We start from the raw sequence: 17,336 nt of genomic DNA, 5'->3' as shown, positions 1-17,336 counted from the left end.
AGGACTGGACATTGACATGAAAATTGCAATTATCGGCTACAGTGCTTCTGGCAAATCCACCTTAGCGACCTATCTTAGCAAGTGCTATAAGATTCCTTGTCTCCATTTAGATAGGTTGCGCTTTCTTCCTAACTGGCAAAAACGGTCAGATGAAGATATGCGCGATCAGCTTCAGACTTTTTTAGAAAACGAATCATGGATTATCGAAGGAAATTATCGCTTTTTCTGCTACCAAGAGCGAATGGAGCAAGCTGACCAGATTATCTTAATGACCTTTTCCCGTTGGAATTGCTTATTTCGCGCCTTTAAGCGCTATCTCAGATATGCAGGGAGAGTCAGGGACTCTATGGCTGAGGGATGTAGGGAAACATTGGACTGGGCATTTATCCGCTGGATTCTAAAAGATGGACGTTCTCCAAACGTTCAGATTCGCCACCAAATAATCTGCCAAACCTATGCTGATAAAGTCATCATCCTCCACAATCAGAAAGAACTAGATGACTTTATGCATGCTGTAAAAGGGAGTGGGTAAGAACTCAAAACACATAAGAAAGAGTTGGGTTTTCCTTATTTCCTGCATTCTAGCTTCGGGCTGAAACGGTCTATTCCCAAACCGTTCCACTCCCACCCCGCATAGCTCCAACAGTCAGAGTAGTGACTGTTGGAGGTTGGAAATGAAGCCAACGAGTTCGCATCAGTCGTAGAGGTCAGATTTGGAGTGGGAAACACGCACAAATATGAGTAAAAAGCTCCACTGGAGATTTTTAGCCTGTTCCCTTATAGTCGATCCGTTTCGTTTATTTTTAGTACCAGGCAACGAGCTGCAGGCTGTAGAAAGTACGGCAAAGCGAGTGAACGAAGTAACAAAAGATAAGCGAAATGACTATAAAGCAAGCAACCACTGCGTCAACATCATTCGGTTCATAAAGTGAGAAAGCTGGGACATAAGTCCCAGCCTCTTTTATAGTCTTTTAGCTTGCTTTATTGCAGGCTGTAGAAAGTACGGCAAAGCGAGTGAACGAAGTGACTATATCGTATCTTATCCTCGTCAAACATCAACTTCCTCCAACCTTTGCTCACCTTGTCCGAACTTTCGTTCTAGCTTAGACTTCCTTGCACCATCAGCTGTTGATTTTACAAAGTATTATTTCATTGCTCCGACTTGTTTACCAGCAATACGTCCATAGGTAATAATATCTGTAATCGCATTACCACCTAGACGGTTTTTACCTTGGATAACACCTGTCAGTTCACCTGCTGCATAAAGTCCAGGAATAGCTTTTCCGCTTTCATCTAAGACTTCTGTCTTTTCATTGATGACCAATCCACCCATTGTATGGTGTACAGATGGTGCAGCTTTTTCAATATAGTAGGGACCTTTTTCAAGTGACACCAAGCCACCACGGTGATGAAAATCCTTATCTTCTCCATCTTTTGCATAAGCATTGACTTTTGCAAGAGTTTCTTTCAAACTATCAACATCAATATCAAAGAATTTCGCTGCTTCTTCTATGGTATCTGCCTTGACCAATAATTTCTCACGAATCAACTCATCGTATTCTGCCTTATGAGCTTCTTTTGTCTTAGAAATCGCATCGATATCATCATTCCAGATTTGGTAAGCATAGCCACCTGTTTGAGCTAGAATAGCCTTAGAAATCACATCACGGCGTTCCAATTCTTCCACGAAACGTTTTCCTTCCTGATTGATGAGAATAGCACCGTCAAAGCGGGTATCTGCTAATAAGGAAATCATACCTGTTTTTGGATTAGCAATCGGATAGGTTTGGATGCTTTCCATATTCGTAAGCGCTGCGCCTACTTCTTGAGCCATTACAATTCCGTCCCCTGTTGTACCAACAGAGTCCGTAGAATGGTAGCGTTCGTCGTACTCTTTATTGTATTGCTTACGCATTTCAATGTTTGAACCAAATCCACCAGTTGTCAAAATGACAGCATCTTTCGCATTGAAAGTCACTTCACGTTTGTCTTTATCTGTCGCAGTAACACCAACGATTTTACCACTATCATCTTTCATCAATTTTTCAGCTTTAACATTCAAGAAAACTGGAATCTTCAATTCGTCAGCTTTGATTTTTAATTTAGAAATCAACTCAGCACCAGTATGACCAACTGGAATCAAGGCACGTTTATAGGTATGGCCACCAAATTGGAATAATTGGTCTGGCAAAAATTCAACCTTGATGTCATCGCGGAGCCATTCAGCTGATTCCAATGCTTTTTCAGCCATCAAGCGGACCATCTTCGGATCTCCTACATTGTCACCACCTTTCATAGTGTCTTGGTAGTAGACCTCTACTGAATCACCCTCGATTCCTAATTTCTTTTGCACCCAGTTACCTGGTGCATTCATTTCACCACCAGAAAGAAGAGTATTTCCACCGATTGCTGGAAGTTTTTCAAGAATAGCTACTTTTTTACCAGCCTCTGCTGCTTCAATCGCTGCACTAAAACCTGCTCCTCCAGAACCAACAACGACTACGTCAAAGGTTTGATCTACTGGAATTTTATCCTTTTCTTTTGCCTGTTTTGTCTTTTTAGCTGCTACAAGAGTAATGCCTGATTTTTCAACCGCATCTTTTACCGCATTGAGGTAGCCCTCACTGGTTGCAGAAGCGCCAGATACCGCCTCAACATCTGCTGAGTTTTGAGCGATAATCATCTCTTGCAACTCTTCGTAAACTGGCTCAGACAAAACCTTATTTTCATCCTGTTCTAAGACATCAATCTTGGTGATAGCACCGTCTGTAATCGTAACAGCAACTTTAATATCACCATGCTTCCCACTACCAGTACCTTCAAAAGTACCACCTTTTTTCGTGGCTGAGCAGCCAAACATCAGCAATACTGCAACAAAACTGAACAGTATAAACTTCCAACTTTTCTTCATTTTTACCTCCTTTTATTCTATTGCAAACCAATAGATATGATATAGTATGTGCTTTAAATCACACACCTATTTTAGCACAAAAATAAAATAATGCAACCGTTATCATGAATTTTTTATCATTATGAGGAAAGTCAGAAAATTGCTATTTTTCAGTTTTGCTATTCAAAGAAAATAGAATAGGATATGAATTAAAAGGGACACTGCTTCTTCTTACTGAAAGAGGTTGGGACAAAAATCCCAACCTCTTATATCTCCTTTTAGATTAATAGAAGTCCTATTATCTAGGTGTATAACCTTACCTTGTTTGCCGATACTTACTAGCATGGCGCCAATAGCGCCTCGAACACAGGTAACTACAAAACTTGGTTCCTTTATCGAAAATGCCCGCTACCGTAATGACTGTTTGGCTACATTGTTTATAAGAGGTCGTTGTTTCGAACGCACATCTGTAGTTGCAGGTCTGGTTGCTCATGAGATGATTGCTCCTATGATTTACAAAGACAGTATGACGAGCGCCTTTTTATAGTCGTTTCGTTTATCTTTTATTACTTCGTTAACTCGCTTTGCCGTACTCCAGTACAGCCTGCAGCTCCTTGCCTAGTACTAAAAGCAAACTAAAAGACTATACCAAATGGTTTGATAAACAGCTCTTATCCTCTTTGTCAGAGCCACATCTTATTGTGATGGATAATGCCAGTTTCCATCCTAAAGCGAAATTGGATAAGCTTGCCATAGCCAAGGGACATTATTTTCTTCCATTACTTCCATATTCTCCTGAACTCAACCCGATTGAACAATATTGGGCTACTCTCAAAAACAAGGTTCGGAATCTACTCAGAACTGGAAAGTCTGTATATGAAAGTCTAGGATACTGTTTATAGACTAAGATAAACGATATGACTATATTATAATAGAGTCTGGAACAAAAACTCTTCCCATATTCACAAAAAGCAACGGCATCAAAACCGTTGCTTTTGCGTTATAGAGATAGACCTTGTTCAAATATAGTTTTCAAAAAATATTAGAAAGACTATCTCATGCATATCCACTATCCTACAAATCAGACGACTTTAGCAAGTGGATTTTCTAATACCATGCTGTTATTTCAAACGTATAAGTTTGTTCGTTATACACATATTTATAGTTTTCTACCTCACCTAAAGCTTGAAAAATAGCATTATTTTCCGTTGATGCTAGTGTCATCATTTGTTGCATGTCCTCTTTGCTGGCAAATTGGATAAAAATTTTATCTACTCCCTGTAGTCTTTGCTCAGTGATAGATTGTAAAACGGCTGCCTCATTAAAGTTCGTGAAATAGACTCCTTTTTGAACATAATAGTTTAATGAATTATCAGTACAAACAGGATAGGTCAACTCCTGCGATTGAGCATAAGGCTCAATTCCCCAATACTGGAGTAAACTTTTATGAGCCACCCTACTTCTTTCTAGCATTTCACTTGGAACGCATAGGTAATCATAGGAAATATCTGTGTAGATTTCGCTCCCCATCGCTTGGTCAAAAACAGGATCTCCCCACGTTGTGTCAACGCCATAATATTGCCCATTGATCTTGACCAAATTCCATGCGTGACCAATCTCTTCTCCGGAACTACCTTTTGCAACACCAGATACATAGATACAATCAATTCCCGCTTTTTTGCAGAGATACTGAAATGTTCTGCTATAACCTGCACATACCGATTTTTTATCTAATAAAACACTAAGAATACCTTGGCTTCTCCAATTTAAACGCTTGTTTTTGAAAGCTTCTATATCATATTCTGTTTGCTTGATAATCACCTCATAAAAATACTTAACTTTTTCATAGTCTGACCCAGTCGGTGCTTGTTCTAGTATGCTCGTTACCTGTTTTTCTAATTGATTGTTCACCAGAGATAGGTCAGACGGGTAAGTCGGTTCTTCCAAATCCAAGAAATTAATCCCATCCGTCATAGCTTCTTCATCCGTTAGCCAATAAAATTCTGGGTAGTCATAGGCAACAGATAAATAAACTTGTACATAATTCTCCTCATTAGTCGACTCTATATCAATCACTTGTGCCCGTTTTTTTAAGCCATTTACAAATTGCAGATAGATACGGCGCTCCTTTTCAGTGGCTAATTGTTGGTAGTAGAAATTTTTTTGGACTTCTTCTTTTACATTTATCAATTCAGCCTCAAGCTGCTTCTTCTCTTGAGAGGCCTCTGCTAGAAAATGTTCCAACTGATCACTAGTCTTTTGGATTGAGCAGGCTGATAGAAAGGCTACTGACAGCAAGGTTAATAGGCTGAACGGAACTTTTTTCATAATCACACTCCATATTTTTCGCTTTACTTAAACATACCACCATTCAAATATTTTGTCAATTTCTACAAAAAACTAGACCAGGTTATTTTCCCTGATCTAGTAATGGATCTACTTCCTATTTACTTGGGTAAACGTACTTCAAAAAGGCTTCCCTTTGGATGATTGTCTTGAACGATAATCGAGCCATTTAAGGTTTCAATGATCTGTTTGGCAAGAGAAAGACCAAGTCCAAAACCTCCCTTTTGACGGGTTCTTGCCTTATCGACACGATAGAAACGATCAAAAATTTTCTTTTTATTTTCAAGACTAATCCCAAGTCCATTATCTGCCACTTTAATGATGAGAAAACGGTCTTTGACCAAAATATCAATCCAGATATGTCCGTCATCTTCAGAATATTTCATAGCATTATCCACCAAAATGGTTATCAACTGCTTCAGTAAGGTCTTATCTGTGTGAAGCACTTCCTTGACTTGGTTGTTGACTTCCAAAATTTTACCATTTTCCTCAGCTATGATGCGATAATTGGCTAACGTTTCATCAAAGAAAGTGGGCTGAACATCTACAATTTCGGGTTTTAACCCATCATCACGCCGAGCCAGGTTTAATAAATTAGTCGTTAACAGTCGCATATTGCGCACTTCTGCTAAACTTGAGTCAATATTCTCACTACTATCCATAATCGTCGCCTCAGGATGTCTGAACAGACTTTCCAGACGGTTTTGCAAGACAGTGAGGGGAGTGCGCAATTCATGACTGGCATTTTCCACGAATTCTTTCTGCTTTTGAAAGCTGGCGAGAATTGGGCGCATACTGACATTTGAAAGATAGATACTAGCTATAATCGAAATGAACCAAAAACCAATCATAACAAACATCACCGTTGATTCGTAAGAAGCAATGGAAGACTTAATCTGACTAGTATTAAAGAGAATGGTTGCGTATTTGATATCTAAGCCTGTATAAGCTGAAACAGCATTGGACGGCAGGGTAAGAGTCATACAACGATAGTATTCTTTCTCATCAAAGGGAGTAGTCACGACACACTCAGTAATGACATCTAAAGACTCCTTATCAAGCTGTAGATCAGCTAAGCCCGAGAAATAATCCACTTGATTAAGGCGATTGCCCTTACTATCGTAGAGTACAACATGGTAATTGGCATTCAGTCTGATTTTGGAAGTGGGATAAAAGAGTTTATTTTCACCATCAGCTGTCCCACTGACCTCCATCTTTTTATTCGCCTGATCTGCACTCGTATTTTTTTCCCAGACGATTTCTGCTTCAGGTGATAAGCCACGTGCCCGTGCAAACTCCATCATCATCTCTGGGTTATTTGCAAATTCTTTAAAATTTTCGTCTGAACTCCGATACATCGTTGAGCGCATCAGCTGGAAAATAATGAGCGTCATTAAGCTGAAAATGAGGGTAAAAACAGCAAAATACCGGATAAAATAAGAAAAATTATCTGTATGGTAGAGGTTACGAAATTTAATCAACATTTTTCAAGATATATCCGACACTTCTAAGGGTTTGCAGCTGCTTAGCAAAGGTCGTCCCTTTCAATTTTTTTCTAATTTTAGAAACATAAACCTCCACAACTGAAATAGTTGTATCACTATCAAAACCCCAAATCCTATCAAAAATTTGTGTCTTAGGTAGAATGACATTTTGATTTTGTAAGAAATAGACAAGCAGGTCAAATTCTTTTCCTAGTAATTCTACCTCATCACCATCAACAGTGCTTGTATTCGTTGAAAGATCGACAGATAACTCACCAAAGACTAAGACGTTTTCATTGAACTTACCCGAGCGCTTGAGAAGAGCTTGAATGCGCATCCGCAATTCTTCTAGGTAAAAAGGCTTGGTTAGGTAGTCATCCGCTCCCAGCTCAAAGCCATGTCCTTTATCGTCCAAACTTTCCTTGGCCGTTGTAATCAAAACAGGGGTTGTGATACCTTTTTCTCGCAATTCCTTAAGAACTTGAAAACCATCTTTTTCTGGCAACATCAAGTCTAACAAAATAAGGTCATAGACACCAGATTCAGCTTCATATAATCCCTCATCACCATCAAAAAACTGCATGACATCTGCGAAATCATCTAAAAAGTCAAATACTGAATTTGACAAACTCAAATCGTCTTCTACTAATAATATCTTAATCATTTTTAATCTCCCCTACACTATCTATTATATCACGAAATTAGGAAACATTCTAAACCAGTAGCAATCTTTACTATTGTTACTATTCATCAATACTCAACAGCTACAAAATCTTCTATCTACTGATTAAATGTTCCTTAGGTAATGCGAATACAAATAAGCTCACACAAGCCACTAAATTGCTGGAAGATAAGTGGCAAGCTCTCGATAACAGCTCTCAAAGACTATTCAATTCCCCACCAAAAAAATAGTTGATGGAATCACATTACAATCATTCTATAGTCATTTCGTTTATCTTTTATACTCATTTAAAATCAACATTAGCAGTTCTTACTACTTCCTTAAGTTATGCGGACAGATACGGTGTTTTGTTCCTAATTTTCGAGCTTAAGGTCTCGAAAATCCTGTCCTCAGCAACAAGGTATTTATTGCTGGGGATACTACTACTGCAGAAGTAGTCTTTTAGCTCACTACGTTCGCTTTCTCTTGAAAACTAGTTTAAAAATTCGCTATTTTTGAAATTAGTTAAGTATTATTTACTTCGTTCACTCGCTTTACCATACTCTAGTATAGCCTGCAGCTCGTTGCTTCGTACTAAAAGCAAACTAAAAGACTACACTACCTATTCTACCCCAATAAACTTAAAGGAAACCAAAAGCTCTATTTCTACTACCTATATATGAAAAAAAGCCGTTAGAAATACAATTCTAGCGACTTTTTCCATTCTTTTTATAATTCTGTGATGTTTCCTGTGCGAAGATAAACGACCCATTCACAAATATTTTTGGCATAATCCCCAATACGTTCAAGATAGGAGATGACTTGGAAGTAATCCCGTCCAGCAATCAAGGCATCTGGATTTTTCTTGATTTCCTCAGTCGCCAAATCTTGAATAGCATCGTAATATTGATTGATAATCTCATCATGGGCTGCTAGCTCATAGGCCTGCTCTGTGTCACCACCATTAAGGTATAACTCCAATGCTGCTTCGACCAATTTACGGACCTCACGTCCCATTTTCTTAATTTCTGCTTCAACGACTTGGATACGGACTTCTCCTTTCATACGGATAGCCGCTTCCGCAATCGATACTGCATGATCACCCATGCGCTCCAGATCGTTGGTAGCTTTTAAGACGGTAATCACGGTGCGTAAATCAGTTGATACAGGCTGTTGCAAGGCGATGATTTCTAGAGATTTTTTCTCTAGCTTGATTTCAAAAGCATTGATTTTAGCATCTGATTCAATGACTTCTTTGGCCAATTCACGATCATGCGTGATGAAAGCTTGTACAGTATTGTTGATTTGCCCAAGCACCTCATTTCCCATAGCGTAAAACTGATTGTGCAATTTATCTAGTTCTTCTTCAAATTGTGTTCTTAACATAGTTATCGTTCCTTTTTATTATCCAAATTTTCCTGTGATATAGTCCTCAGTTTCTTTATGACGAGGATTTAAGAAAACTTCCTTGGTCCTATTATACTCAATCAAATTCCCGTCTAAGAAGAAGCCTGTGCGATCTGAAATCCGTGAAGCTTGTTGCATCGAGCGAGTTACCAACACTATGGTGTACTTGTCTTTTAGACCATACAAGGTGTCTTCAATTTTTCCCGCTGAAATCGGGTCGAGGGCTGACGTTGGCTCATCAAGAAGGATAATTTTAGGACTGGTTGCAAGAACCCTTGCCACACAAACCCGCTGCTGCTGACCACCTGATAAACCAAGTGCTGAATCATTCAAGCGGTCCTTAACTTCGTCCCAGATTGAAGCGCTTATCAAAGATTTCTCCACTGCTTCATCTAAGACATGCTTGTCCTTAATGCCATTGATTCGTAAGCCATAGACAACATTTTCATAAATCGTCATTGGGAAAGGATTGGGCTGTTGGAAAACCATCCCAATCTCTTTGCGCAAATCAACCGTATCCGTACGTGGGCTATAGATGTTTCGACCATTGTAATCAATCGCTCCTGTCAAGGTTACCTCTGGGTTCAAATCTCCCATACGGTTAATAGAACGCAAAAGAGTTGATTTTCCAGAACCTGACGGACCAATTAGAGCGGTGATTTCATTCGGATAAAAATCGACGGAAACATTGTTCAAGGCCTTTTTCTTATTATAGTAAACAGACAAGTCTTTGACTTGTAAAATCGGTGCTGTCATCAAAGTTCCTCTCTATCCAAAGTGTCCTGACACATAGTCACTGGTTGATTGTAGCTTGGCATTTTGGAAGATATTGGCTGTCTTATCATACTCAATCAAATCTCCCAAGTAAAAGAAAGCTGTATAGTCACTCGCACGAGCTGCTTGTTGCATATTGTGGGTTACGATGATAATCGTGTAATTCTTTTTCAATTCAAACATCGTTTCTTCCAGCTGCATCGTCGCAATCGGATCAAGTGCTGATGCAGGCTCGTCCATGAGCAAAATTTCAGGCTTAACTGCAATCGCTCGCGCGATACATAAACGCTGCTGCTGTCCACCTGATAGGGTCAAGGCTGACTTGTGGAGATCGTCTTTAACCTGATCCCAGAGTGCTGCTTGCTTGAGAGATGTTTCAACAATCTCATCTAAGACTTTTTTATCCTTTACACCCGCACGTTCATGAGCAAAGGTAATATTGCGGTAAATAGACTTTGCAAAAGGATTGGGACGTTGGAAGACCATACCAATATGCTTACGCATGGCATAGACATTAATCTCAGGACGATTAACATCTACTCCCTCATAGAGAATTTCTCCTGTCACCTTAGCGATATCAATCGTATCATTCATCCGATTCAAACTCCGCAAATAGGTTGACTTCCCAGAACCTGACGGACCAATCAAGGCTGTAATTTTATTTTTTTCAAACTGCATATCAATTCCCTTAATGGATTCTTTACCGCCATAGTAGACATGTAAATCCTTTGTTTCTAAGGCAATTTTCTCCTGCGGAAAGGCGATGATATGCTTTTCATTCCAATTATATTCTGCCATTTTCTCTCCTCTAATTCAGGGCTGCAGATGTCAATTTCGTATGCAATTTCTTACCAATATAGCGTGCAGATAGGTTGAAAATCAAGATGAAAATCAAGAGAATAGCTGCACTACCAGCAGAAACCTGAGTTGCGTCCGGAATCGTTCCTTCGCTGTTAACTTTCCAGATATGAACTGCAAGCGTTTCTGACTGACGAAAAATCGAAATCGGACTAGTGACACTAAGCGGGTTCCAATTAGACCAATCGAGGGCTGGTGCGGATTGACCTGCTGTATAAATCAAAGCTGCTGCTTCCCCAAATATTCGACCAGACGCAAGGACAATCCCTGTCACAATCCCTGGAAGAGCTTCTGGAATGACCACATGCACGACTGTTTCCCAACGAGAAATTCCAAGAGCGAGACCGGCCTCACGCTGGGTATGATGGACATGGCGAAGACTATCTTCAACATTGCGTGTCATTTGTGGTAAGTTAAAGACCGTCAGCGCCAAAGCTCCCGATAAAATCGAAAATCCATACTGGAACTGAACCACGAAAATCAAGTAACCAAACAAACCAACAACGACAGACGGCAACGAAGATAAAATCTCAATGCAAGTTCGAATAAAGTTGGTCAAGCGACCTTTCTTAGCGTACTCCGCTAGATAGATACCTGCCCCAGTAGAAAGCGGTACAGAAATCAGGATTGTCACCACGAGTAGGAAAAAAGAATTGTAAAGCTGAATCCCAATTCCCCCACCTGCTTTATGGGAAGAAGATTTTCCCGTCAAGAATGACCAGTTGATATGTGGTAGACCTCGCAATAAGATATAGAGAATGAGGGATGTCAAGATTGCAACGATGATGCCTGCAATCGAATACAAGATCCCAGTCGCTAATTTATCCATTTTTTTAGCGTGCATAGTTTCTCTTCCTCTCTCTCGTAATAAATTTCATAATTAAATTAAAGACTAGGCTCATCAATAATAAGACGAGAGCCAATGACCAGAGAACGTTATTCTGTACAGTTCCCATAACAGTATTTCCTATTCCCATGGTCAAGACAGATGTCAAAGTAGCTGCTGGAGTAGTCAGAGAAGTTGGGACAACAGCTGAATTTCCAACGACCATTTGAATCGCAAGAGCTTCACCAAAGGCTCTTGCCATTCCAAAAATCACTGCGGTGAAAATACCAGACTTGGCCGCATGAAGCGTCACCCGCCAAATGGTTTGCCAGCGAGTAGCTCCCATAGCAAGACTGGCTTCACGGTAATGACGAGGTACAGCCCGCAAGCTATCAACAGTCATAAAGGTTACGGTCGGCAAAATCATAACAAAAAGGACAAATACCCCTGATAAGATACCAAAACCCGTTCCACCAAAGATTGAGCGGACAAAGGGTACCACAACCTGCAAACCGATAAATCCATAGACAACCGACGGAATTCCGACCAACAGCTCAATAACGGGTTGCAAGATTTTTGCCCCATACTTAGGGGATACTTCCGTCATAAAAACTGCTGCTCCAATCGCAAAAGGTGTCGCAATAATCGCAGATAAAATAGTCACGATGAATGAGCCAGCAATCATTGGAAAAGCACCGAAAGACTTAATGGCTGGCTTCCAGACACTCCCAAATAAAAATTCAAAAATGTTAATCCCATTCACAAAGAAAGTAGATAAACCTCGTTGTGCGACAAAGAGTAAAATCATAGCCACGATGAAAACGATTAAGGCTAGGCAGAGAAAGGTGATACTCTTTCCAAATATCTCTAGACGAGAATTTTTGGAAGGAGTGAGCAATTCTTTTGCAAGTTCTTTATTTTTCATACTTACTTTATCTCCTTGACTATACCATCTGCACTCTTTGTGACTTTCATATCATTAACTGGAATATACCCCATATCCAGGACAATTCCTTTTTGAACCTTGTCAGACATGACATAGTCTATAAATTCTTTTTCAAGGCCAGTTGCCTCACCCATGGTATACATATGTTCATAAGACCAAATCGGCCAGTCATTGGTCACAACATTATCCATAGTTGGCTCAAATCCATTTAACTGAATCGTTCTGACCGAATCATCAACGTAGGAAAAGGCAAGATAAGAAATAGCACCTGGTGTTTGAGACACGATGGATTTCACCATTCCGTTTGAATCCTGCTCCAAGCTCTGGGTCGCTTCTTCCCCTTTCATAACCACCGTATCAAAGGTTGCTCGAGAGCCAGAACCCACCGCACGGTTGATAATGGAAATGTCTAAATCTTTTCCACCCAGCTCTTTCCAGTTGGTCACTTCGCCCTTAAAAATCTTTTTTAATTGTTCGAGACTGATATCTTGAACATTGACCTCTTTGTTGGCAATCACTGCAATACCTGCTACAGCGACCTGGTAATCAACCAATCTATCTGCATCAATCCCAGATTTTTCTTCGGCAAAGACATCGCTATTGCCAATCTGAACAGCTCCTGACTGGACTTGTGATAATCCTGTACCAGAACCGCCCCCTTGAACATTGATGGTCTTGCCTTGGTTTTCAATCCCAAATTCATCTGCTGCAGCTTCTACCAAAGGTTGAAGGGCAGTTGATCCGACTGCTGTAATCGATTCTCCACGGTCAATCCATGAAGCACAAGCAGATAAACTAAGGCTCGCTAAAAGACAGGCAACGAGTATGCCAAGCCTACGTTTTTGTTTCATTTTTCATTTTTCCTTTACATTTTTACGTGTTCTTCTATGTAATGGTCTTCATAAACATTACAACCTATTTACAAGAATTTTACACATTTCCACTATATCATATAACATCACAAGTTGCAAAGTATTTCTAACTAAGATACGAGGACGTGTAAAAAGCGAATGTACCCAAAGGGCATCCGTATCTGTAAAGCAGGCACAGCCTGCAACAGCTACGGTAAAAATAGGAAATACGACGAGTGAAAAGCTCCAGTGGAGGTTTTCAGCCTACTTCCTAGGAATATTTATACCTAAAGGTAGCCGTATCCGTAGGCAAATAAAATTTGCAGCGGCTTCGTCTCTTTTTTCCGAGCTTTTAGCCCAAGTTCAGTTACACAAGATACAAAGCCCGTAAAGAACTCAAAGCGAAAATAGGAAATACGACGAAGAAGCTTTTGCTTCTAGGAGTATTTATCTTTTTTCCGAGCTTTTAGCCCAAGTTCAGTTACACAAGATACAAAGCCCGTAAAGAACTCAAAGCGAAAATAGGAAATTTGACGAAGAAACATTAGTTTCTAGGAAAATTTATCTTTTTCGCACAGAGTTTAGGGCGTGTTCAATTACACAAGATACGAGGGCGTTAAACGAGCAAAGCAAAATAGGAGTTTTGACGCAGAACTTAAAGTTCTAGGAAAAACTACACCTAAAGGTAGCCACAGCTCCAAAGATATACTATGCCTTTGGAGCAAATAAAATTTGCAACGGCTCTTTTTCCGAGCTTTCTAACTTTATGAACCGAATGACGTTGACGCAGTGGTTGATAACTTCAATGGCTATCATGGCCTTGAAGATTGGAAATGAACTGCTGCTCTTTTTCAGGGAGCAGGCTAAAAAGCTCCACTGGAGCTTTTTACTCATATTTGTTCCTGTTTCCCACTCCACATCTGACCTCTACGACTGATGCGAGCGCGTTCGCTTCATTTCCAACTTCCAAGAGTCACTACTCTGACTGTTGACTATGCGGGGGGGAGTGAAATGGTCTGGGAATAGACCGGCTCAGCCCGAAACTAGAATGCAGGAAATAAGGTCAAAAACAAACGCTTTCTTATGTGTTTTGAGTTCTTTCCCACTCCCGAAGCAACTCCTAGACAAAATAGACGATCTCACAACTTCGTTATGAGGTCCCAGTGAAGATAGTTGGGTTAGCCACAAATGAAATGGGATGAATAACCAGCTAACCACTGCCAATAAATAAGGCACAGACTTCGTTTGTCTTATTTGATTTCTACCAACAGTTTAGCCGTAGACTGTTGATAGGTGCTAGGAAAATCTGAGACCCTTTGGAAAGGCATTTTTAAGCGTTCCTGAGACAACTTTGGCAAAACCAAGACCATTTCCAGCAATGACAACTTGATACCAGCCCTTGGGCAAATCCTTTGATACTGCAATCGTCTGTCCAGCTACATACCGTGTAAATTCTTCTTCTGAAATCTCTACTCTTCGCCTTACTTCTCCACTCTTTAGGGCTAAGCCCAAGGCAAAGCTTGGCTCAAAACGTTTCTTCTTAAAGGTTCCCAGATGCAGTCCATTGCGGGCAATCCTAACCTTAGCAACATCGGGCAAGCCCTGAGGCAATAGATAGAGCTCTTCACCAAAGACTTGCAAGATACCGTCTGCTTGAAAGTTGAGATTCGTTTTCGAAAACTCCTGCCATAATTGACTTTGTTCTCGACTAAGATTGGACTTATTTCCCCTACTTTTCCTGCTTGCTTGCGCTTCACCCTTATAGCCAAATTTCGCAACAAATTGCCCCTCTCCCATAAAACGATGCGGATACATGCGGGCTGTTTGTGGCAGATGAATTCCTTCTACCATCCCATTGATTTTGGGAATATCCAGTAGTTCTACCTCATAATTGGCCAAAAGCCAGTGAACGATTGCCTCATTTTCTTCTGGCGCCCAGGTACAGGTTGAATAAATCAACTGTCCATTGGGAGCAAGCATCTCCATAGCAGAAGTTAGAATTTCCTTTTGCAAAACGGCACATTCACTTGGATAGGCTTTTGACCAGTACTCCATGGCTGCTGGATCCTTACGAAACATCCCCTCACCCGAACAAGGAGCATCCAGGACGATCATATCAAAATAACCTGCAAACACCTTGGCTAAACGCTCAGGTGTTTCATTGGTCACAAGAACATTGCGCGCCCCAAAGCGTTCAAGATTTTCGACTAAGATTTTCGAACGTTTCTTTGAAATTTCATTGCTAACTAGGATACCTGTATTGTCCAAATAGGAAAGGAGGTGGGTGGACTTGCCACCAGGAGCCGCAGCCAAATCTAGCACCTTCATGCCAGCAGTCGGTGCTGCAACTTGACCTACGATTTGAGCTGCTGGTTCTTGTGAATAGAGCAAACCTGTGACATGCGCTACTGACTTACCAGAAATCTTTCCATAGTAAGACCAGGGCATATTTTCAATCTTTTGCCCAAACGACTGTTGGTTTTCCTTTAGGGGATTGACCCGAAAACCTGCTACTGCTGGTTCTTGAAAGCTCTCAAAAAAGGCTGGTGCTTCTGCACCCAGCAAGTGTTCATATTTCTCTTTAAATTCGGCTGGTAATGACCTCACTGTAAATATCCTTTTATTTCTCTTATTTTTTCAGTAGGAACAAGCATCACATATTCCCGACCATAAAATGCTGGTTTTTCACCCCTGGTTGTCATTAAGGTATAGCCTAATTTCTCACCCAAAATGCTCGCTGCGGCGTAGTCCCAAGGATAGATATAAGAAGCCTGAGCCAGCAAGCGTCCTGTTAAGACATGGGAAAAACTAATGCCTGCGCTACCGATAGAGCGAGTTCCCAAGGTCTGATCTGCGAAATCTGCCAAGCCAGCATAATTCTGTGCATAAAGCCCCGCATTGAGGCCGACCAAGCCCTCTTTTAAGGACTTACTTTGAAAAGGAGACAAGAGACGTTCATTTTCATAGACTGGAAAATCACCACCACCATGATAAAGTTTATCTGCTATCACATCATAAATAAGACCAAACCGCCCTAGGCCATTTTCAAAATAAGCCAGCAAGACTGCAAAATCTGCTTGTTGAACAATAAAATTAGTCGTTCCGTCAATGGGATCAATGACCCATACCCTCCCTTGACCAAGTGGCTGGTGTTCGGGACTTTCTTCTCCTAAAATGCTATCTGCTGGATAGCGTGTCAAAATGCGGTCCGTCAAATGATCTTGAACAGCCTTATCCAACTGGGTTACTAAATCTGTAAAATGCCCCTTTTCTTTAATTTCCAAATCATCATGCAGGTGCTGTCTTAAAAACGCTCCAGCTTCAAGGACAATCTCTTTTGCAAATCGGTACTTATCTTCCAAGAGAAATCACCCCTTTTCCCTGTTCTTTTGCCTGCTTAATCGCTCGATAAGTCGAATAGCCTGAGGCCGCCTCAAATTCACGATCAATTTTCCGCTCCTCCCCCTTACTTTTCACAACTGTTTTAAACAAGTCGTAGGCTTCCAAAAGAGCGCTGGCTGTCACGCCTCCCTCATAGGCTTTTTCCACCTGATTTAAAAAAGAAAGCACGGAGGAAAGCTCCTCTGTGCTCCACGAAAAATCAAGTGGATATGAATAATTCTTTTCCATGTCTATAGTTGTCCTATCTCCGCTTTTAATGTCGCATTTTTTAATTCTTGCTTGCGATACTTCCGTGGTAAAAAAGCCCGAATTTCGTCCTCGTTAAATCCAATCTGCATCCGCTTCTTATCTAAGATAATGGGACGACGAAGCAAGCTTGGGTAAGTTGTAATCAATTCAATCAATTCTGAAATGGATAGTTCTTCGACATCAATATTGAGCTTTTGAAAGACCTTTGAACGCGTGGAAATCAAATCATCTGTGCCATTTTCAGTAAAGGCTAGAATCTTTTTCAATTCCTCTGTCGTCAAAGGACTTGTCATGATATTGTGTTCTAAAAAAGGTACCTGATGATTCGTTAGCCATGTTCTAGCTTTACGGCAACTAGTACAACTTGGTGATAAAAATAGTGTAATCATAAGTATACCTTTCTAGCTTAAGATCTTACTTTCTATTATACACTAGATAAAAGCCTTTTACAAGATAAAATCCAATTTATCCCTGTACAGACGCACAAAAATGTTTGGAACAGAACCTAGCTTTTCTACATTTTAACATCCCTTGTTTTCTAAAAAGCTAAAAATAGCCTATCTTACTTTCTCTGTCAGCAGATTTCTTATAAGATTTTTAATTCAAAACAAGGGTTCGAATATGTTTATATCATACATTTAG

At 40.4% G+C, this 17,336-nt stretch carries 18 protein-coding genes; 3 read left to right on the top strand and 15 right to left on the bottom strand.

Going from position 1 to position 17,336, the window contains the following annotated elements:
* The first annotated feature begins 16 nt into the window (after window positions 1–16).
* Window positions 17–532 carry a DNA topology modulation protein gene (locus E4T79_RS00310; protein ID WP_135026747.1) on the top strand — a complete coding sequence of 172 codons (516 nt, stop codon included), beginning with the start codon at window positions 17–19 and terminating at the stop codon, window positions 530–532.
* Between the two features lie 612 nt (window positions 533–1,144).
* Here E4T79_RS00310 and E4T79_RS00305 read toward each other — a convergent pair.
* Window positions 1,145–2,911, bottom strand: coding sequence for a flavocytochrome c (locus E4T79_RS00305; RefSeq protein WP_135026746.1), 1,767 nt, complete (start codon window positions 2,909–2,911; stop codon window positions 1,145–1,147).
* 322 nt (window positions 2,912–3,233) lie between these two features.
* On the opposite strand from E4T79_RS00305, the gene E4T79_RS11400 reads away from it, so the two are divergent.
* Window positions 3,234–3,437 carry a hypothetical protein gene (locus E4T79_RS11400; protein ID WP_167752584.1) on the top strand — a complete coding sequence of 68 codons (204 nt, stop codon included), beginning with the start codon at window positions 3,234–3,236 and terminating at the stop codon, window positions 3,435–3,437.
* Between the two features lie 67 nt (window positions 3,438–3,504).
* On the top strand, window positions 3,505–3,792 hold the full coding sequence (locus E4T79_RS00300) for a transposase (protein ID WP_167752583.1): 288 nt from the start codon (window positions 3,505–3,507) through the stop codon (window positions 3,790–3,792).
* Window positions 3,793–3,997: 205 nt separating this feature from the next.
* On the opposite strand, the gene E4T79_RS00295 is transcribed toward E4T79_RS00300, so the two are convergent.
* The 14 genes from E4T79_RS00295 to E4T79_RS00230 form a co-directional block, all read right to left on the bottom strand.
* Entirely contained in the window at window positions 3,998–5,218 is a 1,221-nt protein-coding gene (locus E4T79_RS00295) for a transglutaminase domain-containing protein (protein WP_135026744.1), read from the bottom strand.
* Window positions 5,219–5,337: 119 nt separating this feature from the next.
* Entirely contained in the window at window positions 5,338–6,720 is a 1,383-nt protein-coding gene (locus tag E4T79_RS00290; RefSeq protein WP_135026743.1) for a HAMP domain-containing sensor histidine kinase, read from the bottom strand.
* Window positions 6,710–7,384 carry a response regulator transcription factor gene (locus E4T79_RS00285; RefSeq protein ID WP_135026742.1) on the bottom strand — a complete coding sequence of 225 codons (675 nt, stop codon included), beginning with the start codon at window positions 7,382–7,384 and terminating at the stop codon, window positions 6,710–6,712. Before E4T79_RS00285 ends, E4T79_RS00290 begins: the two co-directional genes overlap by 11 nt.
* 726 nt (window positions 7,385–8,110) lie before the next feature.
* Window positions 8,111–8,767 (bottom strand): phosphate signaling complex protein PhoU, encoded by a 657-nt coding sequence (phoU, locus tag E4T79_RS00280; protein ID WP_135026741.1) that lies wholly within the window; start codon window positions 8,765–8,767, stop codon window positions 8,111–8,113.
* An 18-nt stretch (window positions 8,768–8,785) separates the two neighbouring features.
* Window positions 8,786–9,544 (bottom strand): phosphate ABC transporter ATP-binding protein PstB, encoded by a 759-nt coding sequence (pstB, locus tag E4T79_RS00275; RefSeq protein WP_135026740.1) that lies wholly within the window; start codon window positions 9,542–9,544, stop codon window positions 8,786–8,788.
* 12 nt (window positions 9,545–9,556) lie between these two features.
* Window positions 9,557–10,360, bottom strand: a complete 804-nt coding sequence (pstB, locus tag E4T79_RS00270) for a phosphate ABC transporter ATP-binding protein PstB (protein ID WP_135026739.1) — start codon at window positions 10,358–10,360, stop codon at window positions 9,557–9,559.
* 10 nt (window positions 10,361–10,370) lie between these two features.
* Window positions 10,371–11,264 carry a phosphate ABC transporter permease PstA gene (gene pstA / locus E4T79_RS00265; RefSeq protein ID WP_135026738.1) on the bottom strand — a complete coding sequence of 298 codons (894 nt, stop codon included), beginning with the start codon at window positions 11,262–11,264 and terminating at the stop codon, window positions 10,371–10,373.
* Window positions 11,254–12,171, bottom strand: a complete 918-nt coding sequence (gene pstC, locus E4T79_RS00260; protein ID WP_135026737.1) for a phosphate ABC transporter permease subunit PstC — start codon at window positions 12,169–12,171, stop codon at window positions 11,254–11,256. Before pstC ends, pstA begins: the two co-directional genes overlap by 11 nt.
* Before the next feature lie 2 nt (window positions 12,172–12,173).
* A complete protein-coding gene (locus E4T79_RS00255; protein WP_135026736.1) occupies window positions 12,174–13,043 on the bottom strand; it encodes a phosphate ABC transporter substrate-binding protein PstS family protein in 870 nt (289 codons plus the stop codon).
* Window positions 13,044–13,751: 708 nt separating this feature from the next.
* Window positions 13,752–13,961 (bottom strand): hypothetical protein, encoded by a 210-nt coding sequence (locus E4T79_RS00250; RefSeq protein WP_135026735.1) that lies wholly within the window; start codon window positions 13,959–13,961, stop codon window positions 13,752–13,754.
* Window positions 13,962–14,339: 378 nt separating this feature from the next.
* Window positions 14,340–15,650, bottom strand: coding sequence for an RsmB/NOP family class I SAM-dependent RNA methyltransferase (locus E4T79_RS00245; protein WP_135026734.1), 1,311 nt, complete (start codon window positions 15,648–15,650; stop codon window positions 14,340–14,342).
* Entirely contained in the window at window positions 15,647–16,405 is a 759-nt protein-coding gene (locus tag E4T79_RS00240) for an inositol monophosphatase family protein (RefSeq protein ID WP_135026733.1), read from the bottom strand. The genes E4T79_RS00245 and E4T79_RS00240 overlap by 4 nt, the downstream gene beginning before the upstream one ends.
* The gene (locus E4T79_RS00235) at window positions 16,395–16,673 is read right to left on the bottom strand and encodes a UPF0223 family protein (RefSeq protein WP_135026732.1); all 279 of its coding nucleotides are present in this window, start codon (window positions 16,671–16,673) and stop codon (window positions 16,395–16,397) included. The genes E4T79_RS00240 and E4T79_RS00235 overlap by 11 nt, the downstream gene beginning before the upstream one ends.
* 2 nt (window positions 16,674–16,675) lie before the next feature.
* On the bottom strand, window positions 16,676–17,083 hold the full coding sequence (locus E4T79_RS00230) for a Spx/MgsR family RNA polymerase-binding regulatory protein (RefSeq protein ID WP_135026731.1): 408 nt from the start codon (window positions 17,081–17,083) through the stop codon (window positions 16,676–16,678).
* Window positions 17,084–17,336 lie beyond the last annotated feature (253 nt).

Source organism: Streptococcus sp. LYSM12, assembly GCF_004569635.1.
GTDB lineage: Bacteria > Bacillota > Bacilli > Lactobacillales > Streptococcaceae > Streptococcus.
The sequence above is the reverse complement of the archived record's forward strand: the minus strand, read 5'-3'. Positions and strand labels throughout refer to the sequence as shown.